The organism is Streptomyces sp. NPDC047706 (assembly GCF_043204795.1).
Lineage (GTDB): Bacteria > Actinomycetota > Actinomycetes > Streptomycetales > Streptomycetaceae > Streptomyces.
This window is the reverse complement of the sequence record NZ_JBIDCW010000016.1, coordinates 74,665-98,705: the sequence shown is the minus strand read 5'-3', so window position 1 is coordinate 98,705 and position 24,041 is coordinate 74,665. Positions and strand designations below refer to the sequence as shown.

Annotated in this window: 24 protein-coding genes; 19 read left to right on the top strand and 5 right to left on the bottom strand. The window is 71.7% G+C overall.

What is annotated here, in order from left to right; genetic code table 11:
* Positions 1 to 11: 11 nt before the first annotated feature.
* Together ACGF8A_RS20230 and ACGF8A_RS20225 are read right to left on the bottom strand one after the other, a co-directional pair.
* Positions 12 to 1,283 carry a hypothetical protein gene (locus ACGF8A_RS20230; RefSeq protein WP_393109989.1) on the bottom strand — a complete coding sequence of 424 codons (1,272 nt, stop codon included), beginning with the start codon at positions 1,281 to 1,283 and terminating at the stop codon, positions 12 to 14.
* Positions 1,284 to 1,355: 72 nt separating this feature from the next.
* Positions 1,356 to 1,859, bottom strand: coding sequence for a SigE family RNA polymerase sigma factor (locus ACGF8A_RS20225; RefSeq protein WP_393109987.1), 504 nt, complete (start codon positions 1,857 to 1,859; stop codon positions 1,356 to 1,358).
* Positions 1,860 to 2,155: 296 nt separating this feature from the next.
* Between ACGF8A_RS20225 and ACGF8A_RS20220 the strand changes: the two genes are divergently transcribed.
* The gene (locus ACGF8A_RS20220) at positions 2,156 to 2,434 is read left to right on the top strand and encodes a hypothetical protein (protein WP_393109985.1); all 279 of its coding nucleotides are present in this window, start codon (positions 2,156 to 2,158) and stop codon (positions 2,432 to 2,434) included.
* A gap of 98 nt (positions 2,435 to 2,532) precedes the next feature.
* Here ACGF8A_RS20220 and ACGF8A_RS20215 read toward each other — a convergent pair whose 3' ends face one another.
* On the bottom strand, positions 2,533 to 4,221 hold the full coding sequence (locus ACGF8A_RS20215) for a chitinase (protein WP_393109984.1): 1,689 nt from the start codon (positions 4,219 to 4,221) through the stop codon (positions 2,533 to 2,535).
* A gap of 327 nt (positions 4,222 to 4,548) precedes the next feature.
* Between ACGF8A_RS20215 and ACGF8A_RS20210 the strand changes: the two genes are divergently transcribed.
* The 14 genes from ACGF8A_RS20210 to ACGF8A_RS20145 all read left to right on the top strand — a co-directional run bounded on the left by ACGF8A_RS20210 (position 4,549) and on the right by ACGF8A_RS20145 (position 16,685).
* A complete protein-coding gene (locus tag ACGF8A_RS20210) occupies positions 4,549 to 5,364 on the top strand; it encodes a hypothetical protein (protein ID WP_393110118.1) in 816 nt (271 codons plus the stop codon).
* Positions 5,365 to 5,424: 60 nt separating this feature from the next.
* Positions 5,425 to 6,132, top strand: coding sequence for a Flp pilus assembly protein CpaB (gene cpaB, locus ACGF8A_RS20205; protein ID WP_393109982.1), 708 nt, complete (start codon positions 5,425 to 5,427; stop codon positions 6,130 to 6,132).
* Between the two features lie 7 nt (positions 6,133 to 6,139).
* Positions 6,140 to 7,387: a CpaE family protein gene (locus ACGF8A_RS20200; protein WP_393109980.1), complete on the top strand. Its 1,248-nt coding sequence runs from the start codon at positions 6,140 to 6,142 to the stop codon at positions 7,385 to 7,387.
* Between the two features lie 741 nt (positions 7,388 to 8,128).
* Positions 8,129 to 8,455, top strand: coding sequence for a pilus assembly protein (locus tag ACGF8A_RS20195; protein ID WP_393110116.1), 327 nt, complete (start codon positions 8,129 to 8,131; stop codon positions 8,453 to 8,455).
* 1 nt (position 8,456) lies between these two features.
* Positions 8,457 to 8,813: a TadE/TadG family type IV pilus assembly protein gene (locus ACGF8A_RS20190; RefSeq protein ID WP_393109978.1), complete on the top strand. Its 357-nt coding sequence runs from the start codon at positions 8,457 to 8,459 to the stop codon at positions 8,811 to 8,813.
* A gap of 16 nt (positions 8,814 to 8,829) precedes the next feature.
* Complete coding sequence (locus tag ACGF8A_RS20185) at positions 8,830 to 10,167, top strand: CpaF family protein (RefSeq protein WP_393109976.1); 1,338 nt, start codon at positions 8,830 to 8,832, stop codon at positions 10,165 to 10,167.
* Between the two features lie 13 nt (positions 10,168 to 10,180).
* Complete coding sequence (locus ACGF8A_RS20180; protein WP_393109974.1) at positions 10,181 to 11,125, top strand: type II secretion system F family protein; 945 nt, start codon at positions 10,181 to 10,183, stop codon at positions 11,123 to 11,125.
* A 26-nt stretch (positions 11,126 to 11,151) separates the two neighbouring features.
* Entirely contained in the window at positions 11,152 to 12,039 is an 888-nt protein-coding gene (locus ACGF8A_RS20175) for a DUF5936 domain-containing protein (protein WP_393109972.1), read from the top strand.
* On the top strand, positions 12,036 to 13,682 hold the full coding sequence (locus ACGF8A_RS20170) for a sensor histidine kinase (protein ID WP_393109970.1): 1,647 nt from the start codon (positions 12,036 to 12,038) through the stop codon (positions 13,680 to 13,682). Before ACGF8A_RS20175 ends, ACGF8A_RS20170 begins: the two co-directional genes overlap by 4 nt.
* Positions 13,669 to 14,511, top strand: coding sequence for a response regulator (locus tag ACGF8A_RS20165; protein ID WP_393109968.1), 843 nt, complete (start codon positions 13,669 to 13,671; stop codon positions 14,509 to 14,511). The genes ACGF8A_RS20170 and ACGF8A_RS20165 overlap by 14 nt, the downstream gene beginning before the upstream one ends.
* A gap of 123 nt (positions 14,512 to 14,634) precedes the next feature.
* Positions 14,635 to 14,832, top strand: a complete 198-nt coding sequence (locus ACGF8A_RS20160; RefSeq protein ID WP_393109966.1) for a hypothetical protein — start codon at positions 14,635 to 14,637, stop codon at positions 14,830 to 14,832.
* Between the two features lie 23 nt (positions 14,833 to 14,855).
* Entirely contained in the window at positions 14,856 to 15,446 is a 591-nt protein-coding gene (locus ACGF8A_RS20155) for a pilus assembly protein TadG-related protein (protein ID WP_393109964.1), read from the top strand.
* 16 nt (positions 15,447 to 15,462) lie between these two features.
* Entirely contained in the window at positions 15,463 to 16,047 is a 585-nt protein-coding gene (locus tag ACGF8A_RS20150; protein WP_393109962.1) for a hypothetical protein, read from the top strand.
* Between the two features lie 8 nt (positions 16,048 to 16,055).
* The gene (locus ACGF8A_RS20145) at positions 16,056 to 16,685 is read left to right on the top strand and encodes an OmpA family protein (protein ID WP_393109960.1); all 630 of its coding nucleotides are present in this window, start codon (positions 16,056 to 16,058) and stop codon (positions 16,683 to 16,685) included.
* 52 nt (positions 16,686 to 16,737) lie between these two features.
* On the opposite strand, the gene ACGF8A_RS20140 is transcribed toward ACGF8A_RS20145, so the two are convergent.
* Positions 16,738 to 17,127 (bottom strand): DUF192 domain-containing protein, encoded by a 390-nt coding sequence (locus tag ACGF8A_RS20140; protein ID WP_393109958.1) that lies wholly within the window; start codon positions 17,125 to 17,127, stop codon positions 16,738 to 16,740.
* 120 nt (positions 17,128 to 17,247) lie between these two features.
* Between ACGF8A_RS20140 and ACGF8A_RS20135 the strand changes: the two genes are divergently transcribed.
* Both ACGF8A_RS20135 and ACGF8A_RS20130 read left to right on the top strand, forming a co-directional pair.
* Positions 17,248 to 18,120, top strand: a complete 873-nt coding sequence (locus ACGF8A_RS20135; protein WP_393109956.1) for an LLM class flavin-dependent oxidoreductase — start codon at positions 17,248 to 17,250, stop codon at positions 18,118 to 18,120.
* 244 nt (positions 18,121 to 18,364) lie between these two features.
* On the top strand, positions 18,365 to 19,168 hold the full coding sequence (locus tag ACGF8A_RS20130; RefSeq protein ID WP_393109954.1) for a methyltransferase domain-containing protein: 804 nt from the start codon (positions 18,365 to 18,367) through the stop codon (positions 19,166 to 19,168).
* A gap of 312 nt (positions 19,169 to 19,480) precedes the next feature.
* Here the strand turns inward: ACGF8A_RS20130 and ACGF8A_RS20125 are convergent, their stop codons facing one another.
* Positions 19,481 to 20,647, bottom strand: coding sequence for a winged helix DNA-binding domain-containing protein (locus ACGF8A_RS20125; protein ID WP_393109952.1), 1,167 nt, complete (start codon positions 20,645 to 20,647; stop codon positions 19,481 to 19,483).
* 683 nt (positions 20,648 to 21,330) lie between these two features.
* On the opposite strand from ACGF8A_RS20125, the gene ACGF8A_RS20120 reads away from it, so the two are divergent.
* Positions 21,331 to 22,104: an isoprenyl transferase gene (locus ACGF8A_RS20120; protein ID WP_393109950.1), complete on the top strand. Its 774-nt coding sequence runs from the start codon at positions 21,331 to 21,333 to the stop codon at positions 22,102 to 22,104.
* 312 nt (positions 22,105 to 22,416) lie between these two features.
* Positions 22,417 to 23,742: a PhoH family protein gene (locus tag ACGF8A_RS20115; protein ID WP_393109948.1), complete on the top strand. Its 1,326-nt coding sequence runs from the start codon at positions 22,417 to 22,419 to the stop codon at positions 23,740 to 23,742.
* Positions 23,743 to 24,041: the final 299 nt, after the last annotated feature.

The following is a 24,041-nucleotide window of genomic DNA, read 5'->3' as shown; positions in this document are numbered from 1 at the left end:
GGCCGTCACCCTCACCGCAGCAGGGTGGGCCACCTGGGGTCGAGGGCGATGCCGCGAAGCTGCGCGAGGGTCAGGGCGGGGGCTTCGCGGGTCGCCGCCGTCTGCTGGGAGCCGGAGTTGAACGCGCTGATCACCACCCGCAGTCCGTCCGTGCGCAGGGTGTCCACGGTCCACATCACGACGCCCGCGCCGCCCTTCTCGCCGGGCGTCTGCCGGTCGGTCACCAGCGTGCCGTCCGGCAGGGTCTCGGCCCCGCCGAACAGCTCGCCCACGACGTCGTCCATGCCGGGCTGCACATTGATCTGCACGAGGCTCAGCCCCTTGCCGTCGTCGACGACCAGGTAGCCGAAGTCGCCCTCGCCGCCCTTGCCCACCACCTTCGCGTCCTCGGGGAGCAGTGTCGCGAGCGTGTCAGCGGCCGAGCCGGTGAACGTCGGCTGCGGGGCGGCGGGCCGGCTGTCCCGCCCCTGACCCTTCGGTTCGCCGAGGGCGGCGGGGACGAGGGCCCGCCACTCCCCGGCCGTGGCGACCTGCTTCAACTGCGACAGGGAAAGCGGCGGTTCGGCCCGTGTGACCGGGGCGTCCTTCTCCGCCTCGGCGTTCCACTCGCTGACGCCGACGTGCTCGCCCCCGGGGGTGACGAGTTCGGCACGCCACAGCTTGGTGTCCACCCGGCGGTCCGGGTACTCGTAGCCCTGGAAGAGCATCAGCACCGAGCCGTCGGACAGCCTGCTGGTGATGCAACTGTCGTGCGGCACATGGACCTTGTCCGGGCAGGTGATGGCCTCGCGGGCCGCCTGGCTGCCCGGTTCGACCCGGTTCAGTACGACACTGATCGCGCCGCCGCCCTCGCCGTCGTCGTGGACCAGCCGCACGGACGGCATCGGAAGGTCGCCCCCGCCACCCCTGGCCTCCGCGTCGCTGACCTTCCCCTCGGGAAGCAGTCGCTCCAACGTGGCGATCATGCGCTCACCGGAGACGGGCTGCGGGGCGATCGAGGTGGCGGGCGGCGGAGTCGTAGGCCTGGCCGCGGCGGGCTGCCGCTCCTGGGCGCCTTGGCCGCTCCCGTTCCCCGGCAGGGCCAGCGCCCCCGTGACGCCCACCAGGGCGATGCCCGCCGCGCCACCGGCCACCGCGGCCCGGCGGCGCAGCCGCAGTCGGCGCCCGCGTGCCTGGCCTGCGGCGATCAGGGCGGGGCGGTCGGTGTCGAAGATGTCCCCGGTCTGCCGCAGCGCGGTGCCGAGGCGGTGCTCGAAGGGGTCGTCCAAGTGGTCCGTGGGCATGGCGAATCACCGTCTCCTGGAGGGTGGTGGCAAGAGGCTGGGAGTGGGCGGGCGTGCGGGGTGGGACCGGTGTCAGGTGGCCGCGTACTCGGCGAGCTCCTCACCGAGCAGCTCGCGGAGCCGGGCGAGGGCGCGGGAGCAGCGGGTCCGTACGGCGGCCGAGCTGGTGTTCATGGCGTCGGCGGTCTCCTCGACGCTGCGGTCCTCCCAGTAGCGCAGCACGACGACGGCCCGGTCCTTGGCGGGCAGCCGCGCGAGCGCGTCCAGCAGCGTCAACCGGAGTGTGGTGTCCCCACCGGGGACGGCCTGTTCGGGGAGTACGTCGGTGGCGCGCTCGGTGCTGCTGCGCCGCCGTTTCTGGGCGAGGAAGGCGCGGGTGAGGACGGTCTGCGCGTACGCCGCCGGATTGTCGGTCCGGCAGACGCGCCCCCATCTCAGGTACAGCCGCCCGAGGGTCTCCTGCACGAGGTCCTCGGCGAGATGGGTGTCGCCGGCGGTGAGCAGGCAGGCGGCCCGGTACAGGTGCCCCGCGCGCGCCGCGGCGAACTCCGCGTACTCGTCCCCGCGGACCTGCATGGCCGTCTCCCCCCGTCGTAGGCGCCGTCACCGCACGGATGCCGTCACCTCATTGATGCGGTGGGCCCGGGGAAATGTTTCACGGCCCTTCGCAAGGCGTGCGCCCGGGGGTGTGCCGCAAACCGGCATCCACGGCGCGACCATGCGCACCTGCTCTCCGACGGGAGCCCCGGCTTCAGCACCGCGCTCGCCGGGACGATCGGCGGCTGGACCACGTTCGGCATGCTGACCGGCGCCCTGGCCGCGGGCCCACTCACCGGCCGGCTGGGCCGCAGACCGCTGGTGAGGCGAGTGCGGTGCTCTACTCGCTGGGCTCCGCCGTGTGCGCGCTCGCGCCGGGAGCGGCGGTCCTCGGAGCGGGCCGTCGCGTGTCCGGCCTCGGCGGCCTGATGCCGGTCGGCCCGGCGGTCGTCGCGGAGTTCGCGCCGCCACGCCGGGCGGCTCTGGCGACCGGCCACGGCGGTGCCGGGGCGGCGGTGCCGGGGGCGGCGGCGATCTCCCTGGTCCCCCTGGCAAGGCCCGGCCACCGCTCTACGCTCCCGCCCTCTCACAGCGGCCGGCCTTCCCGGCCCTGACGCCCCAGGACGCGGCGCGGCCGTCCGCCGACACGGCGGCGCCGGCCGCGTCGCGGAGACACGGCCGGCGCCATCCACCCGGGTCCAGGAGCTGGTGGCTAGGGCAGCGCGTCCACGTGCGGGCCCACCGTGTTCGACCAGGCGTTGCCGCTCGTGGCGTCCCAGTTGGTCGACCACGTCATCGCGCCGCGCAGGGCCGGGTACGTCCGCGGTGGTTTGAAGGAGCCGCAGTTCGTCGCGCGGGTCAGGCAGTCCAGGGCGTTGTTGACCACCGTCGGCGAGACGTAGCCGCCGCCCGCCGCCCGCGTCGACGCCGGGAGGCCCAGGCCGACCTGGGACGGGGCGAGGCCGTTCTCCAGCTGGATGCAGGCCAGGGCTGTCAGGAAGTCCACCGAACCCTGGCTGTAGACCTTGCCGTCGCAGCCGAGCATCGAACCGCTGTTGTAGTACTGCATGTTGACGACGGTGAGGATGTCCTTCACGTTCAGCGCCGTCTGGAAGTAGGAGTTCGACGTGGACTGCATGTCGATCGTCTGCGGGGCCATCGTGAGGACCATCGAGGGCCCCGCCTTCGCGGACAGCGAGCGCAGTGCCTGCGTCATGTACGTCGCGTTGAGGCCGTTCTCCAGGTCGATGTCGACGCCGTCGAAGCCGTACGTCCGCATCAAGGAGTACACCGAGTCGGCGAAGTTCGTCGCCGAGGCGGAGTCGTTGACCGCGACCCGGCCCAGCTCACCGCCCACCGAGATGACGACCTTCTTCCCGGCGGCCTGCTTCGCCCGGAGGTCGGCCTTGAACTGGTCCACGGTGTAGCCGCCCAGCCCCGCCGAGTCCAGGTTGAAGGTGACGGCTCCCGGCGTCGCCGTCGCGTCCGCGAACGCCACCGCGATGATGTCGTAGTGGCCGGGCACGTCCGACAGCCGCTGCACGGTCGCGCCGTTGTCGAAGTTCTGCCAGTAGCCGGTCACCGCGTGCCGGGGGACGCCGGGGCCGCCGTCACCCGTGGGCGCCGTCGTGCCCGTCACCGTCGCCGACCTCGGCGACTCACCCGCCGCGTTGGTCGCCGTGACCTGGAAGGTGTACGACGTGGAGGCCGCGAGCCCGGTCACCGTCGCCGAAGTGCCGGTCACCGCGGTCACCTTCGTACCGTCGCGGTAGACGTTGTAGCCCGTCGCACCCGAGACCGTGTTCCAGGTCAGGGAGACGGAGGACGACGTCGTACCGGAGACCGAGACGCCGGCCGGCGCGCCCGGGACCGTCGGGGCCGGGTCGCCGCCTCCGCCGCCGTCGGGGCCGAACACCGAGACGTCGTCCACGTGGTACGCGGCCTGGCCGTACCAGCCGTGTGTGTAGACGGTCACCGAGCGGGTCGAGGAGCCGGTGGTGAAGGTCGTCGACAGCCTCTTCCACGACGGCGAATCGGGCGTCCACGTCGACACGTCCGTGGTGCCCGTGCCGGTGGCACCCAGGTAGGCGTAACCACCCTGCACCCACGCGCTCAGCGTGTACGTCGAGTTGGGCTGGACCGCCACCGACTGTGTGCAACGTGCGTTGTCGTGCCCGGCCGGCGTCGCCTTCAGCGCGGACGAGCCGGCGTGCACCGGCGCGGAGACGGCCGTACCGCTGCCCGCCGAGCAGGTCCAGTGGGACAGGCCCGACTCGAAGCCGGCGTTCCTGGCGTTGTTGATGTCCGCGGCGGATGCCGGGCTGATCGCCGGCACGGTGAGTGCCAGGGCGGCGATCACCGCTCCCGGCCACAAGCGGGTACGTCTGCGTGCGCGGTCCACGGGGGGCCTCCGGTGGGGGAGTGGGGACTCGACTTCGACGCCAACAAGTTGGTCCAGACCAATTCAACTGTCAAGGGGGTCCGGCCCGCGTACTCTTTTGGGTTCGGTCGGGATGCTCCCCCTGCCCCGATTTGACGTCTCTTGTGCAATAAGAGTTGCTGCTGGGCTACTGAAACGCTGTTCTCCGGTCATGGAGGCGTGGATACAGTGCTGAGGTAGTCACGCAATGAAGTCGTTCCGCTGCACGAGAGTTGCGTCGGCGGGCCGGACCTGGGTGGGGAGCGGGGAGCTGCGGTGCCAACAGCCGTTGCCGTGACCAGCGCCGACATGGCGCTGCCGGCGCAGGACGAGCGGACCCTGCCCGCCGTCGTCCTGCGCGAGATGGACAAACGCCCGCTGGACCAGGCGCTGGCCGAGATGCAGGCCCTGATCGAGGCGCACGGCCATGTGATCGTGGTGTGTTCGAGGGCCGTCCCGGCGGGAGTGGAGCAGCGGCTGCACACCATCCGGTCCATCCTGGAGAGCGACCGGATCGCTCTGTTCCGGCCCGAGCTGCCCCCGCTGGGACTCGCCGTCCTGGCCCGCCAGTTGAGACAGCTCGCCTCCTGCGACCTCAACCCGGGCGTCCTCGCCTCGGCCGGCCGGCTGCTCACCCACTACATCCACGCCGGCGCGGTCCTCGGCACCGTCGCCCGGCTCGACCGCGTCCCCGTCGGACTCACGTCGCACGCCAAGTCCTGGATGCCGGGGAGCCAGTTCGGCGTCGTCGCCCATCCCGAGCCGCAGCTGGTGCGGATCGGGCCCGAAGCACGGCTGCGGGGGCCGGAGTTCGGCACGTCGATGCTGCTCGCCCGAGGACAGCTCCAGACCGACTGGATCACCGCCGCGCTCGCCCCGTCCTGGCGTGTGCAGGGCCTGCGCGAGGCCCGGCTGCCCGCCGAGTCCGCCGACTGGTGGGGGACCGGCAAGCTGATCGAGTTCTGCACCTATCTGCCCGACCTGTCCGTGCTCTACCAGCTGGTCGGCTCGGTCCGCCGGAACAGCTGCCACTGGTGCGGCATCGACGTCATCGGCGACCGCTGCGTGTTCTGCTCCGCGACCGCGCCGTCATACGACAACCAGCTCCAGCTTCCGGCGGGGTGACCCGCCGCCCGACGAGACCCAGACCCGTTCGACCCCACCCCCAACGAGGTTGCACGCTTCATGAACTCCCGTCAGCGCCGCGGCGTCATACTCCTGCTTCTCTCCGTCCTCTGCGCCCTCGGCGCGTTCGCGGGCGTGCTCTCCGTCGTCAACGACGTGCAGTCCAAGGTCGGTCCCGAGGTCACCGCCTACCGGCTGAAGGGCGATGTGGCGCCCTACACCGCCCTCACCGCCGACAAGTTCGAGCGGGTCCAGATGCCCGAGCGCTGGCTGTCCGAGAACGCCGTCACCGATCTGCGGCAGGTCAGCGGCAAGATCGCCGTCACCACCCTGCGCAAGGGCTCCCTGCTGCAGAGCGACATGATCGTCGATCAGCCCGCCCTGCGGCCCGGGCAGCAGGAGGTCGCCATCATGATCGACGCGGCGACCGGAGTGGCCGGCAAGATCACGCCGGGGTCCACGGTCAACGTGTACGCCACCTTCGAGGGCGAGCGAGAAGGTGCCCCCGCACAGTCGAAGATCATCGTGACGAACGCCCAAGTGATCGACGTCGGGAAGCTGACCTCCCTCAACCCCGACAGCGACGACCGCACCCGGCGCTCCACCGACGCCGTGCCCATCACCTTCGCGCTGTCCACCCTCGACGCCCAGCGCCTCACCTACGCCGAGTCGTTCGCCGAGCGCGTCCGGCTCGCCCTGGTCGCGCCCGGCAGCGACACCACCGTCCCCGACGCGGACCGCACCTACGAACTCGCGAAGGACAAGTGAGGCCCGCATGCCCACGAGGATCCTGCCGGCCGTCGGCGACGCGGACGCGGTCCGCTCGGTCACGACCCTGCTCAGCCAGCTCCCGGACGCCGAACCGGTCGCACCCGTCGTCGACTCCACCCAGCTGATCGACACCCTCGCCCGGCTGGCCGCCGAGTCCGTCGACGAACTGCCCGAAGTCGTCGTCGTCCACGAACGCATCGGCCCCGTACCGGCCCTGGAGCTGATCCGTGAGGTGGCGCTCCGCTTCCCCGCCGTCGGCGTCGTCCTCGTCACCTCCGACACGAGCCCCGGCCTCTTCCAGGCCGCCATGGATTCCGGCGCCCGCGGCCTCGTCGCCCTGCCGCTGTCGTACGAGGAACTGGCCACCCGGGTACAGGCGGTGGCCCAGTGGTCGGTGGGCGTCCGGCGGCACCTGGGTCACGGCGGCGACGTCTTCACCGGCGTCGGCGGCACCGTCGTCACCGTGAGCGGGGCGAAGGGCGGCGTCGGCGCGACGCTCACCGCGATCCAGCTGGCGCTCGCCTCCCAGGCGTCGGGCCGCTCCACCGTGCTGGTCGACATGGACCTCCAGACCGGGGACGTCGCCTCGTACCTGGACGTGCAGTTCCGGCGCAGCGTCGCCGACCTCGCCGGCATCACGGACATCTCGCCGCGGGTCCTCGCCGACGCCGTCTTCCGGCACGACACCGGCGTCGCCCTGCTGCTCGCCCCCGGCGAGGGCGAACGCGGCGAGGAGGTCACCGACCGCGCCACCCGCCAGATCGTCAGCGCCCTGCGCTCCCGCTACGAGACCGTCGTCATCGACTGCGGCGCCCAGCTGAGCGGCGCGGGGGCCGCCGCCGTGGAGATGGCCGACACCGCCCTGCTGGTCACCACGCCGGACGTGGTCGCGGTCCGGGGCGCCAAGCGGACGGTACGGATGTGGGACCGGCTCCAGATCCGCAAGGCCGAGGAGACCACCGTCGTCGTCAACCGGCACACCCGGGGTACGGAGATCCAGCCGAGCCTCATCCGGAGGATCACCGGCACACCCGTCGCCGCGACGGCAGTGCCCGCCAACTTCAAGGAACTCCAAGGCGTCGTGGACGCCGGCCGCGTCCACGAGCTGGACGGCAGAAGCGCGGTGAAACAGGCCCTGTGGGGTCTCGCGGGGGAGCTGGGCCTGGCCAAGGCCCCCGCGGGCGACCGAAGGAGCGGCCGGGCACGCGGGGACCGCGGCTCCGTGACCTTCCGGCGACGGAGGGACGGATGAAGCCGGCTCCCGAACCCTCGCCGTCGCCCCGGCCCGCCGCCCTCGCCCCGGCGACGCAGACGGGCGCCGCCCCGACGGCGACACGGGGACGCCCGCCTCGGGGGTCGTCACGCTGGGCGGTGTCGCGGGGGCGCGGGCTTCGGGGTTTCCTGGGGGTGATGCGGGGGTCTGGGTCTGGGGCTGTGGGGGTGAGGGGGCGTGGGCCGCGGGCGGTGTCGTGGGGTCCTGGTGTCCCGGCGGCGACGCCGGTTCGTGGGCTTCTGGCGGTGATGCGAGGGCCTGGTTCTGCGGCGGTGCTGCGGGGGCGTGGGTGTGGCGCAGGTCGGGGGGGCTCGCGCGGTGTTGCGGGGTCGTGGGCGTCGGGTGGCGGCGCGAGTTCGAGGGGTGGGGGCGGTGTTGCGGGGTCGTGGGCGTCGGGTGGCGGCGCGAGTTCGAGGGGTGGGGGCGGTGTTGCGGGGTCGTGGGTGTCCGGCGGCGAAGCCGGTTCGCGAGCCCCGGGCGGTGACGGAGGGGCACAGGCTTCCGGCGGGGAGGCAGCGCCCTGGTCTCCCGTCGGCGACGTCCGGCCGTGGTCTCCCGTCGGTGCGGCCCACCCGCGGGTTCCCCGAGGCCCGGCGGGGGTGTCGGGGCGCGGCGGTGCGGGGGAGCCTTGCGGTGGGTGCGGCGAGGCCGCACAAGGCTCCCCTCGCGGCGGCCCGCCGGACCCGCGACCAGGGGCAGGTCACCATCGAGTTCCTCGGCATGACGCCGCTGATCGTCCTGACCCTGGTGCTGCTGTGGCAGTTCGTGCTCGTGGGGTACACCTACACGCTCGCGGGGAACGCTGCGGACGAGGCGGCACGGGCGGGTACGGCGGCCACGGACCGCCAGGCGGCCTGCGAGGCGGCGGGCCGGGAGCATCTGCCGTCCGCGTGGGAGGGGGGTGCCGAGGTGTCCTGCGGCGAGAGTGGCGGCCTGTTCACGGCCGACGTGCGGCTCGACGTGCCGGTCCTCTTCCCCGGCTCGGTCGGCTTCCCCTTCCCCGGCGTCGTGGGCCACGCGGGGGCCGTCGTCGAGGAGACGGACTGACATGACGTACCGGCGGCACGAGCACCGGAGCGACCGGGGTCAAGTAGCCCTGGAGTACCTGGGGTTCATCCCCGTTCTCATCCTCGTCGCGATCGCCGCCGTCCAGATCGGCCTGATCGCCTACACCGCCCAGCAGGCCGGCACGGCCGCCCGCACCGGAGCGCGCAGCGCCTCCCTGGACGGGCCGTACCAGCAGGACTGCGGGAACGCCGTCAGCTCCTGGCTGGAAGCCGACTGCACGAGCGCGGACCTGGGCGACGAGGTCGAGGTCACCGCCACGATCGAGATCCCGTCGATCGTCCCCGGCTGGGACTTCGGCCCGGCCCGCAAGACCGCCACCATGCCGATGGACCACTGAGCAGGGAGTTACGGCGATGAGTCTGCGCGCACGGATCAGCTCCCCCGAGGAGAACGGCGGCCGGGGCGAGGACGGGCACCTGGTCGCCTCGTACCGGACCAAGCTCCTGGAGGAGATCGACCTCGCGGAGATGAGCTCGCTCGCGGCCGCCGAGCGCAGGGCCCGGCTGGAGCGGGTGCTCGGGCACATCATCAGCCGTGAGGGCCCCGTGCTGTCGACGGCCGAGCGCTCGCAGCTGATCCGCAGGGTGGTCGACGAGGCGCTGGGCCTCGGCATCCTGGAGCCGCTGCTCGAGGACGCGTCGATCACCGAGATCATGGTGAACGGCCCGGACGCGATCTTCGTGGAGCGCGGCGGCCGGGTGGAGCAACTGCCCCTGCGGTTCGCCTCCAACGACCAGCTCATGCAGACCATCGAGCGGATCGTGTCGACGGTCAACCGCCGGGTGGACGAGTCGAATCCGATGGTCGACGCCCGTCTCCCGTCCGGCGAGCGCGTCAACGTCATCATCCCGCCCCTGTCCCTCACCGGCGCCACGCTCACGATCCGCCGCTTCCCGCGCTCCTTCACGCTCCAGGAGCTGATCCAGTTCGGCTCGCTGGAGGAGCCGATGGTGTACCTGCTGGCGGGGCTGGTGCAGGCGAGGTTCAACATCATCGTGTCGGGCGCGACGGGCACCGGCAAGACGACCCTGCTGAACGCGCTGTCGGGCCTGATCCCCGAGAGCGAGCGGATCATCACCATCGAGGACTCGGCGGAACTCCAGCTCCAGCAGCAGCACGTGGTCCGCCTGGAGTCCCGGCCACCGAACGTCGAGGGCCAGGGCCAGGTGACCATCCGCGACCTGGTCCGCAACTCGCTGCGCATGCGCCCCGACCGGATCGTGGTCGGTGAGGTCCGCGGCGGTGAGTCGCTGGACATGCTCCAGGCGATGTCGACCGGTCACGACGGCTCCCTGGCCACCGTCCACGCCAACAGCGCGGAGGACGCCCTGATGCGCCTGCAGACCCTGGCCTCCATGTCCGACGTCGAGGTCCCCTTCGCCGCGCTGCACGACCAGATCAACAGCGCGGTCGACGTGATCGTGCAGCTCACCCGGTTCGCCGACGGGCTGCGCCGGGTCACCGAGGTCGCGCTGCTCGACAGCCACGGCGGTGAGCCGTACCGGCTGGCCACGGTCGCCCGCTTCAACGCCCGGCCCATGACGCCCGACGGCCGGATCCACGGCGGCTTCCAGTACTTCCCCCTCACCCGCCGCACCGCCGACCGCCTCTACATGGCGAGCCGGCCCGTCCCGCAGGCGTTCGGCGTCGCCCAGTCCGCAGACCAGCTGGCCACCCGAGAAGCCAGGTAGGCAGGAGCCGACCATGGAACTGACGACCCTCGTCTCCCTCACCACCGGTGTCACCCTGCTGACCTGCGTCCTCGCCGTGGCGGGCCTGCACGCGTACGCCATGGGGAGGGCGCAGCGCCAGGCCCTGGTGGAGCGCCTGTCCGCCACCGGGCAGGTCCCGGTCACGGGCCGCCGGCGCCGGTTCCGCGATCTGGACCGCCGCCTGCGCCGTACGCGACCGGGCCGCAAGCTGGAGCTGCGGCTGCTGGCGACCGGCCTGGACGTGACACCGGGCGAGTTCTTCGTCGCGATGCTCGCCACGGTCGCCGGCCTGTGGCTGGTCGGACAGGCCACGCTCGCCCCCTTCTTCGGCCCGATCGCCGGGCTGCTGGGCATCTGGGCGGCCGTGCAGTTCCTCAACTGGCAGCGCCAGAAACGCATCGAGAAGTTCATCAACCAACTCCCCGAGCTGGCCCGCATCCTGGCCAACGCCACCCAGGCCGGTCTCGCCCTGCGCACCGCGATCGGCATGGCGGCGGAGGAGCTGGAGGCCCCGGCAGGAGAGGAACTGGCCAAGGTGGCCAGCCAGCTGTCGGTGGGCGTGTCGATGGACGAGGCGCTGGGCGAGATGGCCGAGCGGCTCCCGTCCCGCGAACTGGTGGTCCTGGTCACCACGCTCGTGCTGTCCAACAGGGCGGGCGGCCAGCTGGTCAGCGCGCTCAGAAACCTCACGGAGACACTGGAGGAGCGCAAGGAGACCCGCCGCGAGATCCGCACCCAGCTCTCGCAGGTGAGCATGACGTCGTACGCGGTCCCCGTGATGGGCGTGGGCTCGCTGTTCCTGATGAACGGCGTCAAGGACGGCGCCCTGGACCGGATGACGGGCTCTCCCGTCGGCCAGGCCTGCGTGATCGTCGCGTTCGCGCTGTACGCGGTCGGCTTCGTCATGATCCGCCGCATGTCCCGCATCGACGTCTGAGAGTCCGGGAAAGGGAGGGCACCGGCATGGCACTTCTGCTGGCACTGGTCATGGGCCTCAGCGTCTGGGGCGTCTTCGCCGGGATCCGGATGTACCGGGCGGAGGCGAAACTCCCCGGCGACCTCGTCCTGGCCCTGGAGGTCGGCTCGACCCGCACGGGCGCGGTGGACTCGCTGGTCGACCGGATGGGCATGCGGTACGCGCCCGCCGTACTGCGTCTGATGGGCCCCAAACAGGTCGCCAGGTACCGCCGCAGGATCGACCTGGCGGGAAACCCCGGCGGCCTCACGATCGACCGCTACGCGGCGCGCCGCGCGGTCTACGGCTTCCTCGGCGGCGCCGGCGGGCTGGTGTTCCTGCTCCAGGGCAACGTACTGATGACCCTGCTGCTGTTCGCCTTCGGCGCGTTCTGGACGGAGGTCGGCATCTGGTCGGCGATCCGGATCCGCAAGGACGTCATCGACCGCACCCTGCCCGACTTCCTCGACGTCCTCGCCGTCGTGGTCAGCGCCGGCCTCGGCTTCCGCCAGGCCCTCGACCGGGTCGCCTCACGGTACGAGGGTCCCTGGGCCGACGAGATCCGCATCACCCTGCGCCAGATGGACCTCGGCATGAGCCGCCGCCAGGCCTTCGCTGAACTGCGGCGGCGCAACGACTCCGAGCAGGTCGCGATGTTCGTGACGGCGTTGCAGCAGGGCGAGGAGCTGGGGGCGCCGATCGTGGACACGCTGGTGTCCCTGGCCAAGGACATGCGGCGTACGGACGCGCAGAACGCCCGGCGCAAGGCGGCGCGGGCGGTGCCCAAGGCCACGATGATGATCACGACGTTCATGGTCCCGGCGACGATGCTGCTGCTGGGGGCCGGACTGCTCCTGGGCTCCGGCACGGACTTCGGCACGCTGACGGGCGAGTGAGCACCGTGACTCTCACACCGACGGAGGGCGCGGGCCTGCGGGGGCGTCGCCGCCCGAGGCGAGCGGCGATCACGGCGTCCACCTGGGAAGCCGGGCTGCCCGCCCCCGCCTGCACGAAAGCGCCGGGCGGTCCGGTGCCCCCGGGGTGGGCGTGGAGGGAGGGGACGGGACGCTCGCAGGGAGCGGCGGACGGAGCGGCGGACGGAGCGGCGGACGGAGCGGCGGACGGAGCGGCGGACGGAGCGGCGGACGGAGCGGCGGGGCCGGAGAGGGCGGGAGCCGAGGAGGCGCCGGAGGCGGTGCAGCGGCCCGGCACGAACGAACCGCCGGATGCGACGAACCGCCGGCAGGACGGGCCGGACGCCGACGGTGCCCCACAGGAGCCGTCCGCACCCGCACTGTCGATCCAGGTCAACGCCCTCCAGGCCCTGTGCCGTCAGGTCTTCGGCTTCCGCCTGGCGATGATCGCCCTGGCCGCCCCCGCCGCGCTCCTCAACGCCTCCCCCGGCCTGGGCGTACGCCTCGTCGGGGCGGCAGTGATCATCACCTTCATGGTCTCCTACGTCCTCTTCAGGGACTGGGAACGCTTCGCGCCCCTCCTCCTTCGCCACCCCACCCTCCTGGCCCTCGACACCCTCGTGGGCTCGCTGCCCCTCATCTCCGCGGGCCCCGACAGCACCCTCGCCTACGTCAGCGTCTGCACGCCCCTGCTGGCCGGCCTCGTCTACAGCTGGCGCGGCGCCGCGGTCTTCGCCTCCCTCCAGTCCCTGATCCTGCTCCTGGTCCACGCCACCCTCGCGAAGAGTCCCGAGGCCGGTCCCGCCGAGACCCTTCTGCTCCCCGGCCTCTGCGTCATCACCGGCGCGGCCGGCTCCACCCTGCGCAACCTCATGCTCCGCTTCGGCGAAGCCACCCACGCCCTGACCACGGTCCAGGCCCGGCTGGCCGTCACGGAAGCGGTGGCGGCGGAACGCGCCCGCCTCGCCCGCGAACTGCACGACACGGTGGCCAAGACCCTGCACGGCGTGGCCCTCGCGGCGGACGGCCTGGCCAACTCGGCCGGCGAACTGGACCCGTCCCTGGTCAAGGACCGGGCCGAACTGGTGGCCCGCTCGGCCCGGCGGGCCGCGGCGGAATCCCGCGAACTCCTCGCGGACCTGCGCCGGGAATCGGACCCGGCCCAAGGAACGGACATACTCGCCGAACTCGCCGCCCACGTCGCCGACTTCACGACGCGCACCGGCGTCCCCGCCAGCTACCACCCCGTGTCCGGCACCCCCGTACCCGCGGTACCCCCGGCGGTGGCCCGCCAGCTCCTCACCATCGCCACCGAGGCCATGGAGAACGCCCACCGCCACGCGAACCCCACCCATGTCGACGTGACGGCAGGCGTCAGCGGCGACCAGCTCCTGCTCAGCGTCCACGACGACGGGCGGGGCATGCCGCCGGGAACCGACCTCGAACAGCTGCGCAAGGCAGGCCACTTCGGCGTGGTGGGCATGGTCGAACGCGCGGCCTCGGTAGGCGCCCGCATCCGCATCGGCCGGGGCGACCACCCCGGCGGCACGGAAGTACGCCTGGAACTCCCGCTGGCGGCACTCGATCCCACCCCTGAGAGGAGGCCGAGCGATGCCGGAAGCTAGCCACCCCGCAGCCGACGTCCCACCACCGCACCCGGCCGCCACGCCCTTGCGCGTGGTCGTGGCCGACGACAACCCCGTGGTCCGTGCGGGCCTCACGGCCCTGCTCTCCGGCCGCGAGGACATCACGGTCGTGGCGCAGGCGCGGGACGGCCGTGAGGCATACGAGGCGTCCAGGGCCCACCAGCCGGACGTCGTCCTGCTGGACGTCCGCATGCCGGGCGTGGACGGCATCTCGGCACTCCCTCACCTCGTGCGGCTGGCCCCGGTCGTCATGCTCACCTACAGCCGGGAGCCGGACGTGGTCGAGGCGGCCCTGCGGCGGGGCGCGAGCGGCTACCTCGTCCACGGCGAGTTCACCGCGGACGAACTGGTGGCGGCGGTACGCGACATCAGGAGCGGCAGGCCGCACTTCACGCCGACGGCGGCGAAGGCCCTCCTGACCCAGCTGCGCCGGAGCGCGCCCCCACCCGGCCGCCCGCCACTCCCGGACGACCTGGGCGCGAAAAATGCGACTGCAAACTCCGCATTCCGAACGTCAACCGTTGACTTCTCCGCACGACGTAACTCGCCACGGCCTACTTCTCCGGAAAACCTTTCGCAAGTGCAACCAGCTGTGGCACAGTCGTCGTCATACCGGTCACAGTCCCAACTCAGCCCACGGGAGGCGGAGATCATGGACCTCATCGCATCCGGCATGACCAACCAGCAAATCGCCGCCACCTGCTTCATCAGCGAGAAGACGGTCAAGAACCACATCAACCGCATCTTCGCCAAGCTCCACAGCACCAGCCGCTCGGAGGCCACCGCGAAGTGGCTGGGACTGGGGTGACCGCGATGCATCGCCCACCGCCTCATGATTGGGCCCACGACTGGGCCCTGGGACCCTCGGCCGACCCGGCTGTCCCCACATACGGTCGCGACCCAGAAGCCGCCACACCGGGAGGGCAACGCCATGAACAAGCGAATGAACACCACCACGTCACACCACCGCACCCGCACCACCGGAAACGACAGCGGCCAGACGGCGGTGGAGTACCTGGGGATCATCGCGGTCGTGGTGGCGATTGTGCTGGCTATCACGGGGACGGATATCGGCAACACGATCTACACCGCGATCACCGACAAGATCGCAGAAGTGGTAGGCGGCTGACGCGGCCGCACCGGCACGACGACATGGGGCAGGCCTTCCCCCTCTACATCACAGTGGTGGCGGGTCTGCTCTTCCTCGCGTTTGCATACCTTGCTGTCGGCCAAGGTGCGGTGACCCGTAACGCGGCTCAGACGGCAGCGGACTCGGCTGCGCTCGCTGCGGCCCAGGACTTACGGGACCAGATTGCGGGCGAATGGGTCGAGAACGTGCTGGACCCGAACTCGTGGCAGGGCATCTTCGACGGTGACGTGGAACTGACTGACAACCCTTGTGATCGCGCGGGGCAACTCGCGGCACAGAACGCCGCGCACTTGGACGGCTGCCAGAGCGTCGGCCTCCTGGGCTACCGGGTCGGCGTCACGACCGAAGAGCCCGTGGGGGACACCATCGTGCCCGGCACCGAGGACATGCTCGCGACAGCCTCCGCCACTGCCGTCGTCGAACGTCGATGTTCGTTCGAACTCCCCGCCGAGGAATCGGGAGACGACGTACTGCCGAGCCTGCATTGCAAAGACAGGACCTGGGACCTGAACTCGAAGGATCTCGAAATCCTGCCGGACCCCCAAGACCTCTTCGACGTCCACCTGGCCGATCCGCAAGCGAGCGACGAGTGATGAAGGAAGCGGAGTCATGAGCATTCGGTTCACAACGAAGGCCCGCAGGGGGATGGTCGCGCTGACCGTCGCGGCCGGATTGGCCCTCGGCGTGGCCGGCTGCGGCAACGGTGGCGGCGGCGAGGATGAGAAGCCGGATAGTTCTGCCTCCGCCTCACAGGACAGGGGGTCCCAGCCGAGCGCTCAGGAAGGGCAGGATGACGCACCTCTGGCGGAGTTGAAGGGTTCGAACGGCTTGCTCCTTCGAGTCACCTCCGCTCAGCGGGACGCCGGGGGCTTTGTCACAGTCAGCGGCAACCTGAAGAACGACGGCGCCGAGCGGGTAACTGTGAACGGTGCGGTGAGGGGCAACGAGACCGAGATCCTCAGGCACGGAATGTCGCTGGGTGGGGCGACCCTCGTCGACAGCAAGGACAAGAAGCGCTACTACGTGTTGCGTGACACGGACGGTCGCCCGCTCACGACCACCGGCTTCTCCTCGCTGAAGGCCGGCGAATCGCTCGCGGTGTTTATGCAGTTCCCCTCTCCGCCCGCCGGTAGTGCCGAGGTCACGCTCCAGTTGCCCACCTTCGCCAGCGCCACCGTCACAATCTCAGGGTGAGGCCGAAGATGACCGCAACTTCCCGCCTCCCCCTGGCCCTCACCACAACCTCACTCCTCCTCGCCACCACCCTCTGCACCACCACGACAGCCCACGCCGACGACGACCCCAGCGTCCCCCCAGGCACCGAGGCCACCGCCTCCGCCCCTGTCGAGGTCGATGCCAACGACCCGGATCTGAAGATCCCGGAAGGCGCCACCCTCGCCCAGCCGAAGGTCCTCGACATCAAGCAGGTCGTGGAGGACCGGAGCGGGGAGGAACGCCGTGAGGACACCAACGCCGACGTGAAGTTCGCCCTCCAGGCGGAAGTCCTCTTCGGCAAGGACAGCGCCAGGCTCAGCGCCGAGTCGAAGGCCCGTATCGCCGCGATCGCGGGCGAGATCAAGACGCAGAACGCGACCAAGGTCCGCGTCTTCGGCTTCACGGACAACCTCGGCTCCTCCGCCCACGGCGACACCCTCTCCCGCCGCCGAGCCAACGCCGTCCACGACATCCTCGACTCGGAACTGAACGACCCGGACGTCACCTTCGAGGTGCGCGGCTACGGCGAGCAGTACCCCATCGCGGACAACTCGTCGGAAGCGGGCCGCAAGAAGAACCGCCGCGTGGAGGTCTCCTTCCCCCGCACCGGCAACTGACGCCCCGCCGGGCCGCCGACCCGGCGGGCCTCACCACCTCGCCCCGCCCCAGTCACCCCAGCCACCCGGCCACCTCCCGGACCTCCACCCGGACCCCCACGCGAAGCCCCCACCCCGCCATCACCCCGGCCCCCGCCTCCAGCACATGCCGCGCCCGCAACCGCGGCATGCCGAGCCGCCCCGGCCTCATCGTCCTCACCGCGATGACGGTCAGCCCGCGGTCGAGATAGGCGACGTCGATGGGAATGCGCATCCGGAAGGTGTGGACGCTGTTGGCGGGGGACAGCAGCATCGCGCCCTCCACCGCGTCCCGCCCGAGCAGCCCCCGCGTACGGGCCCGGTACGACGTCGCGATCTCCAGCGACACCTTCGTGCCCCCCGTAGCACCCCCGTGCACGACCAACTCCCCCTGCCCGTCCCGCCAACGCCGCCCCGCGGCCATGCCCAGGCTCCTCCACCGTCCGCCCGCACCAGCTGTGCCAACCGACCGTACCCGCGACGAACAACACGCCCCCAGCACAAGGCGTTGTCCACGTCACTCACGCCAGGGTAGGAAGTCCGCATGACAGGAATCGGCGCTGTGTTCCGTCCCCAACTTCCCCCCGAGCGGCTGCGCGCCCTCGCCCGACTGGCCGACGACACCGGCCTCGACGAACTCTGGCTGTGGGAGGACTGCTTCCGCGAAGGCGGTGTCTCCACCGCCGCGGCCGCCCTCGCCTGGACCGAGCGGGTCCGGATCGGCGTGGGGCTGCTCCCCGTGCCGCTGCGCAACGTCGCCATCACCGCGATGGAGGCCGCCTCGCTGCACCGTATGTTCCCCGGCCGCCCGGTCCTCGCCGTCGGGCATGGCGTGCAGGACTGGATGGGTCAGGTCGGCGCACGTGCCGGTTCCCCGCTGACGCTGCTCCGAGAGCACCTCGACGTCCTGCGCGCGCTGTTGCGCGGCGAGCGGCTCACCACCGAGGGCCGGTACGTCAAGCTCGACGACGTCGCCCTCGACTGGCCGCCGCCGGGCCCGGTCGAGATCCTCGCCGGTGCCACCGGCCCGCGTACCCTCCAGCTGTCCGGCGCGGCGGCGGACGGCACGGTCCTCACCGCCAACACACCCCCGGACGGCGTACGCCGGGCCCGTCAGCTCGTCGAGGAGGGGCGGGCGTCGGCCGGCCGTACCGACCCGCACCGCATCGTCGTCTACCTCCTCACCGCCACCGGCCCCGACGCCTCCGTCCGCCTGCGCGCGGAACTCGCCGCCGAGGGCGTCGCCGACGTCCCCGACCTCGGCGTCGCCGGGGACGCGGCGGCCGTCGCCAAGGCAGTCGAGCAACTCACCGAGGCGGGCGCCGACACGGTGATCCTCCAGCCCACAGCCGACGAACCCGACCCCGAGGGCTTCGTCCGCTTCACCGCCCGGGAGGTCAGGCCGCTGGTGGCGTAGCCGGCGGCGGCAGGGGCGGGCGGTGGTCGCCCGTCTCTGCGAGCGCCACGCATGTCGGGAAGCGGCTCCCGCTCGGGCGCGTACCTGTCCTTCATCAACGCGACCAGTCCGGACACCCGCCCCCGATGCGGGGCGCCATCCTTCGAAGACCGAGTGTGGCGGCTTTCAGGGCATGCCCCGCGGCCGGCGCCTCCGGACGGAAAGTACGCAGCGGCCACCGACAACGCCTGCGACGATCAAGCCCATGCAGCGCGAGCACAGAGACACCGAGCCCCGCCCCGCCTTCGAGGAACTTCTCGCCGAAGGGGCCGCCGTGCCCACCGAGGGCTGGGACTTCTCCTGGTTCGAAGGTCGCGCCACCGAAGCCCGGCCGTCCTGGCGGTACGCCGAGTCGCTCGCCGGACGCCTCGCACGCGCGCGTGCCGCCCTCGACATCCAGACCGGCGGCGGCGAGGTCCTCGACTTCGCGCTCGGCGCGGCCGCGCGCCGGCCCCCGCTCGCCGCGGCGACGGAGGGCTGGCCGCCGAACGTCGCCAAGGCCACCGGCCTGCTCCGCCCGCGCGGCGTCGTGGTCGTCGCCGCGCCGGAGGACACCCCGCTGCCCTTCGCCGACGGCACCTTCGACCTCGTCACCAGCCGCCACCCCGTACGGCCGCACTGGGACGAGATCGCGCGCGTGCTCCAGCCCGGCGGCACCTACTTCGCGCAGCACGTCGGACCCGGCAGTGTCTTCGAACTCGTCGAGTACTTCCTCGGCCCGCAGGACGAGGAGGTGCGCGCCGGCCGCCACCCGGACGACGAGCGCGCGGGCGCGGAGGCGGCCGGACTGGAGGTGGCCGAACTGCGCGCGGAGCGGCTGCGGATGGAGTTCCATGACATCGCCGCCGTCGTCCACTTCCTGCGCAAGGTGATCTGGATGGTGCCGGGCTTCACCGTCGAGGCGTACGCGGACAGGCTCCGCTCCCTGCACGAGCGGATCGAGAGGCAGGGCCCCTTCGTGGCCCACAGCACCCGCCACCTCTTCGACGCCCGCAAGCCCACCGACTGACCGCCCCAGCAAGCCGCCCGACCGCCACACCCGGCCCGGGCGCGCCGCCCGCCCCGCCATCGGCCCGCCGGCCCCGCCAGGCACCCCCGCTGCAGGCCCCGCGGCACCTCCGCTGCCCGCGCCCGCAACCCACCGACCGCCTGCCCCGCCTTCAGCCGACCCACCGCGCCCGCAACGCACCGACCGCCTGCCCCGCCTTCAGCCGACCCACCGCGCCCGCAACCCACAAGACGCACCGCGCCCTCTCTCCCGACCCCTCAAAGCCCCCACCCCACCCCACCCCACGCCACCCCACGCCACCCCGCACCGCGTTCAAGCGTGCGCCCCCGCCGTCACCTCGCCGATCACCAGTTCCGCCCCGGCCCCGGCCTCCAGTACCCCCGCCACCCGTTCGGCCTGCTCCGCCAGTTCCCGCTCCTGGCGTGCCGTCAGCGTGCCCAGCCGCTCCACCGTGACCGTCAGCCGCCGTCCCCGGCGCCGCTGGTGCCAGACCCCGGCCACCACGCCGTCGAGCAGCAGCACCGGATAGTTGCCCGCCTGGCCGCGCGCCAGCGCCCGTTCGCGGGCGGGCCCCGGGAACAGCAGCTCGCGGGGCTGCGCGGCGATGCCGTAGGCGTCGAAGTAGGGCAGCAGCCGTACGCCCCGCACCGGTCCCTGCGGGAACTCCGTGTCGCCGGCCGCCACCCACGCGCGCGTGCCCTCGAACAGGACCTCCTCGATCTCCCCGTCGGCGGCCAGCGTGGCGAACAGCTCGATGGCCCAAGCGGGTGACGCCGCCAGCCACTTCGCGAAGTGCTGCGGGGTGGCCGGCCCGTAGGCGTGCAGATGCCGGCGTACGAGAAGGCGCAGCGCCTCCTCCCGGGGCAGCGGAGTGAACAGGGGCGGGCGGGTGTACGTCGTCCTGCGGCCGCGGTTGGGGCCGAAACACGCGGCGCCGGACTGGCCGGCCAGATGCAGCACCGTCCGCCAGCGCGGCCACAGTTCCTGGAAGGCCGGCATCACCCGTTCGCCGGCCCATGGCCCGGTGCGCGCGACGATCGCCTCGCCCAGCTCGTCCACGGTGAGGCACACGCCGGTCAGCGCCTCACCGATGGCGGCGAGGACCTCCCCGGTCTGTTCGCCGCTGAGCCGCACGCCGGGGGGAAAGGGGCCGGCGCCGGTGCGCACGGCGGTCAGGGCGGCGCTCCACAGGGGCAGTTCCCGGCTGTCCAGCAGATGCACGGTCCCGCGCGGGCCGTACGTCTTGATCAGCGAGCCTTCCTCCCAGAGCGCGGCGCGTACGTCCGCCCGGGTGACGCCGTTGGCCCGGACCCCGACGGACAGTTCCGCCGCCGACATCACCTGGGCGTGCGCCCCGCGCATCGCGGCCACGACGTCGGCGACCGGAGTGGCGGCCGGCGCCGGATCGGCCAGGAACTGCCGCTCCAGCCGGCGTGCGCCCGCCTGCTCCCACGTGATTCCTTTGCTCTTCACGGTCATGGGAGGACGGTAGGACCCAAGTAGGCCAGCCCACGTCCTCCATGCGGCTTCCGGCCCTCCGCCGTCCTCCGTGCAGCTTCCACCCCCGCTACGGCCCGCGCGCCGCCCCTGCGTGCCGCGGACCGGCGTGAAGTATGGCCAAGGTTTTCCACATCGTTATCGCCAACCGCTCGCGTCACCCCTGACACATCGCGTAAGTTCAGACCAAGGGAATTCGCGTCAGCAAAGCTGCGCGGGGCGGTACCGCGCAGTGGAGGGGGCTGCGCGGTGGCCTGGAACCCGTTTCCGCGCGTCAAGCCGTCGGCGGCCGGAAGGTCGCCCATCAGGGGGACGCCGTCAAAGCCCCCTCATCCCCTGTGATCCGGCCATGAAGAGGCTCTGAAGAGGCTGCGAAGAGGCCCTGAAGCGGGCATTCCGCGGCCACCGGGGCGTCGCCATGTGATTTCGGAGAGTAGTTGTGTCGCGCCGATGCACGCAGCAGCCCTTACGAAGGGTTATGGTGGAAGCCCCCCCTCGGGCCGGTCCGTCTCCCCCCCCACGGACCGGCCCGTTTTTCTGCCCGCGCACCCGTTGAGGGCTCCGCGTACCACGGGGGTAGGCTTCGCCCCCGGGGACCGCCATGCGGACAGGGGGGTCGCGCTCGGCCGCATCTGTCCGATCCGTACGGAGGGGCTGACAATCACGTGAACCTGCGCGACAAGCTGCGCGGCCTGCTGGTCAGGCTGTACGCACGCCGGGTGGAAGGCCACCTGGACCACGCCCAGGTGCCCAAGCACATCGGTGTCATCGTGGACGGCAGCCGCCGCTGGGCGAAGGCCGCCGGTTCCACCCCCGTCGACGGTCACCGTGCCGGTGCGGAGAAGATCGAGGAGTTCCTCGGTTGGTGCACCGAGACGGACGTCGAGGTGGTCACCCTCTGGCTGCTGTCGACGGACAACTTCAACCGACCGCCGGAGGAGCTGGGCCCCCTCCTCGGCATCATCGAGGACGTCGTGCGTTCCCTGGCCGCCGACGGCCGCTGGAGGGTGCACCACGTCGGCACCCCGGACCTGCTGCCGTCCCCGATGCGCAACGCGCTCAAGGAGGCCGAGGAGGCCACCGCGCACGTGGACGGGATACTGGTCAACGTCGCCATCGGCTACGGCGGCCGCCAGGAGATCGTCGACGCGGTCCGCTCGATGCTGCTGGACGCCGCCGACCAGGGCCGATCGGTCGAGGAGATCGCCGAGGCCGTCGACGTCGACATGATCGGCCGCCACCTCTACACGGGTGCCCAGCCCGACCCCGACCTGGTGATCCGCACCAGCGGTGAGCAGCGGCTGTCCGGTTTCATGCTGTGGCAGACGGCCCACTCGGAGTACTACTTCTGTGAGGTTTTCTGGCCGGCCTTCCGCAAGGTCGACTTCCTGCGCGCCCTGCGCGACTACGCGGCGCGGCATCGCCGCTACGGCGGCTGACGGAGGCGTCCCACCCTTGCGGGCGTAGCGCGCTTAAGACGGAGTTCACCGGCGCGCCGTCATATGCCGTGGCATGGCGGCGTGTTTTCGAGGGCATAAGGCAAGCAGGTCGGCACCCGAACCACGGGTGCCGTATCTCAGCGGACGGCACGGGGCCGTCCGCCCGGGAGGCCCTTTGCACCAGCCCGATCGTGCGGTCACAGCACGGACGAAGAGGCGACGGGCCGGTTTCCGGCCCGTGCATCGCGGCCGGCAACCGGTCCAGATTGTCTCCGTCGCTCCCCGACCTCATCCGAGGGGGTACGTCCTTCCGTGGTGACCAGCACAAAGCGCCACAAGCCCGACCGGCGCACCTATGTTCTCGACACCAGCGTCCTGCTGGCCGACCCGAACGCTTTGAGCCGCTTCGACGAGCACGAGGTCGTGCTCCCGGTCGTGGTGGTCACGGAGCTGGAGGCGAAGCGGCACCATCCCGAACTCGGCTACTTCGCCCGGCAGGCACTGCGTCTGCTCGACGACTACCGCGTGCGGTACGGCCGTCTGGACGCCCCCATCCCGATCGGGGACCTCGGCGGCAGTCTCCGTGTCGAGCTCAACCACTCGGACCCCAGTGTGCTGCCGACCGGCTACCGCCTGGGGGACAACGACTCCCGCATCCTCGCGGTCGCCCGGAACCTGCAGGCCGAGGGGTTCGACGTCACCGTCGTGTCGAAGGACCTCCCGCTCAGGATCAAGGCGTCCTCCGTCGGCCTCCTCGCCGAGGAGTACCGCGCCGAACTCGCCATCACGGATTCGTCCGGCTGGACCGGGATGTCCGAACTGACCCTGCCCGGCGAACAGGTGGACATCCTCTTCGAGGAGGGCCACGTCCACGTCCCCGAAGCCGCCGGACTGCCCGTCCACACCGGCCTGACGATCCAGTCCGAGCGCGGCAAGGCGCTCGGCCGGGTGACACCGGAGGGCAACGTCCGGCTGGTGCGCGGCGACCGCGAGGCCTTCGGTATCAAGGGGCGCAGCGCGGAGCAGCGCATCGCGCTGGATCTGCTGCTCGACTCCGACGTCGGCATCGTGTCGATGGGCGGCCGGGCCGGTACCGGCAAGTCGGCGCTGGCGCTGTGCGCGGGCCTGGAGGCGGTCCTCGAGCGCCGGCAGCACGAGAAGATCATGGTCTTCCGCCCGCTGTACGCGGTGGGCGGGCAGGAGCTCGGGTATCTGCCCGGCTCCGAGGCCGAGAAGATGAGCCCCTGGGCGCAGGCGGTCTTCGACACGCTGTCCGCGGTCACCAGCCGCGAGGTCATCGAGGAGGTCACCGCGCGCGGGATGCTGGAGGTGCTCCCGCTCACCCATATCCGGGGCCGCTCGCTGCACGACGCGTTCGTGATCGTGGACGAGGCGCAGTCGCTGGAACGGAATGTGCTGCTGACCGTTCTGTCCAGAATCGGCGCCAATTCACGGGTCGTTCTGACGCACGATGTGGCGCAAAGGGACAATTTGCGGGTCGGGCGGTACGACGGTGTGGTCGCCGTCGTCGAGAAGCTGAAGGGGCATCCGCTCTTCGCCCACGTGACCCTGACGCGGTCCGAGAGGTCCCAGATCGCGGCGCTTGTGACCGAAATGCTGGAGGAGGGGGCGATCTGACCCTCCCGCCCCATCCCGGGGCGATCGCACGGTAGTTGGCGCCGTCCGGCAAAGGCTCAGAGCCTAGCCGGGCGGCGCCTTCGCGTGTCGGTGTTTCTCGAAATCGCCAGGGCCGAGTTGCGTGTGAGCTTTCACACGCAACTCGGAATTGCCTTGCGGTGTCGGGTTACGGCAGAGTCTCACTCCTGTCAGGCCCCGCATACGACACACCTGTACCCCCAGCGGTAGGGCACCACAGGAGCACCACCCCTAACTCCATATCGTCGTCGTATGCCGCCCGAGCACCATGCGGCGCTCCT

Excerpts from the sequence above, each read along its gene's own strand:
- ACGF8A_RS20230 (WP_393109989.1), bottom strand. The coding sequence starts at position 1,283 with ATGCCCACGGACCACTTGGACGACCCCTTCGAGCACCGCCTCGGCACC.
- ACGF8A_RS20225 (WP_393109987.1), bottom strand. The coding sequence starts at position 1,859 with ATGCAGGTCCGCGGGGACGAGTACGCGGAGTTCGCCGCGGCGCGCGCG.
- ACGF8A_RS20210 (WP_393110118.1), top strand. The coding sequence starts at position 4,549 with ATGGCGCTGCCGGCGCAGGACGAGCGGACCCTGCCCGCCGTCGTCCTG.
- cpaB (WP_393109982.1), top strand. The coding sequence starts at position 5,425 with ATGAACTCCCGTCAGCGCCGCGGCGTCATACTCCTGCTTCTCTCCGTC.
- ACGF8A_RS20200 (WP_393109980.1), top strand. The coding sequence starts at position 6,140 with ATGCCCACGAGGATCCTGCCGGCCGTCGGCGACGCGGACGCGGTCCGC.
- ACGF8A_RS20195 (WP_393110116.1), top strand. The coding sequence starts at position 8,129 with ATGACGCCGCTGATCGTCCTGACCCTGGTGCTGCTGTGGCAGTTCGTG.
- ACGF8A_RS20190 (WP_393109978.1), top strand. The coding sequence starts at position 8,457 with ATGACGTACCGGCGGCACGAGCACCGGAGCGACCGGGGTCAAGTAGCC.
- ACGF8A_RS20185 (WP_393109976.1), top strand. The coding sequence starts at position 8,830 with ATGAGTCTGCGCGCACGGATCAGCTCCCCCGAGGAGAACGGCGGCCGG.
- ACGF8A_RS20180 (WP_393109974.1), top strand. The coding sequence starts at position 10,181 with ATGGAACTGACGACCCTCGTCTCCCTCACCACCGGTGTCACCCTGCTG.
- ACGF8A_RS20175 (WP_393109972.1), top strand. The coding sequence starts at position 11,152 with ATGGCACTTCTGCTGGCACTGGTCATGGGCCTCAGCGTCTGGGGCGTC.
- ACGF8A_RS20165 (WP_393109968.1), top strand. The coding sequence starts at position 13,669 with ATGCCGGAAGCTAGCCACCCCGCAGCCGACGTCCCACCACCGCACCCG.
- ACGF8A_RS20160 (WP_393109966.1), top strand. The coding sequence starts at position 14,635 with ATGAACAAGCGAATGAACACCACCACGTCACACCACCGCACCCGCACC.
- ACGF8A_RS20155 (WP_393109964.1), top strand. The coding sequence starts at position 14,856 with ATGGGGCAGGCCTTCCCCCTCTACATCACAGTGGTGGCGGGTCTGCTC.
- ACGF8A_RS20150 (WP_393109962.1), top strand. The coding sequence starts at position 15,463 with ATGAGCATTCGGTTCACAACGAAGGCCCGCAGGGGGATGGTCGCGCTG.
- ACGF8A_RS20145 (WP_393109960.1), top strand. The coding sequence starts at position 16,056 with ATGACCGCAACTTCCCGCCTCCCCCTGGCCCTCACCACAACCTCACTC.
- ACGF8A_RS20140 (WP_393109958.1), bottom strand. The coding sequence starts at position 17,127 with ATGGCCGCGGGGCGGCGTTGGCGGGACGGGCAGGGGGAGTTGGTCGTG.
- ACGF8A_RS20135 (WP_393109956.1), top strand. The coding sequence starts at position 17,248 with ATGACAGGAATCGGCGCTGTGTTCCGTCCCCAACTTCCCCCCGAGCGG.
- ACGF8A_RS20130 (WP_393109954.1), top strand. The coding sequence starts at position 18,365 with ATGCAGCGCGAGCACAGAGACACCGAGCCCCGCCCCGCCTTCGAGGAA.
- ACGF8A_RS20125 (WP_393109952.1), bottom strand. The coding sequence starts at position 20,647 with ATGACCGTGAAGAGCAAAGGAATCACGTGGGAGCAGGCGGGCGCACGC.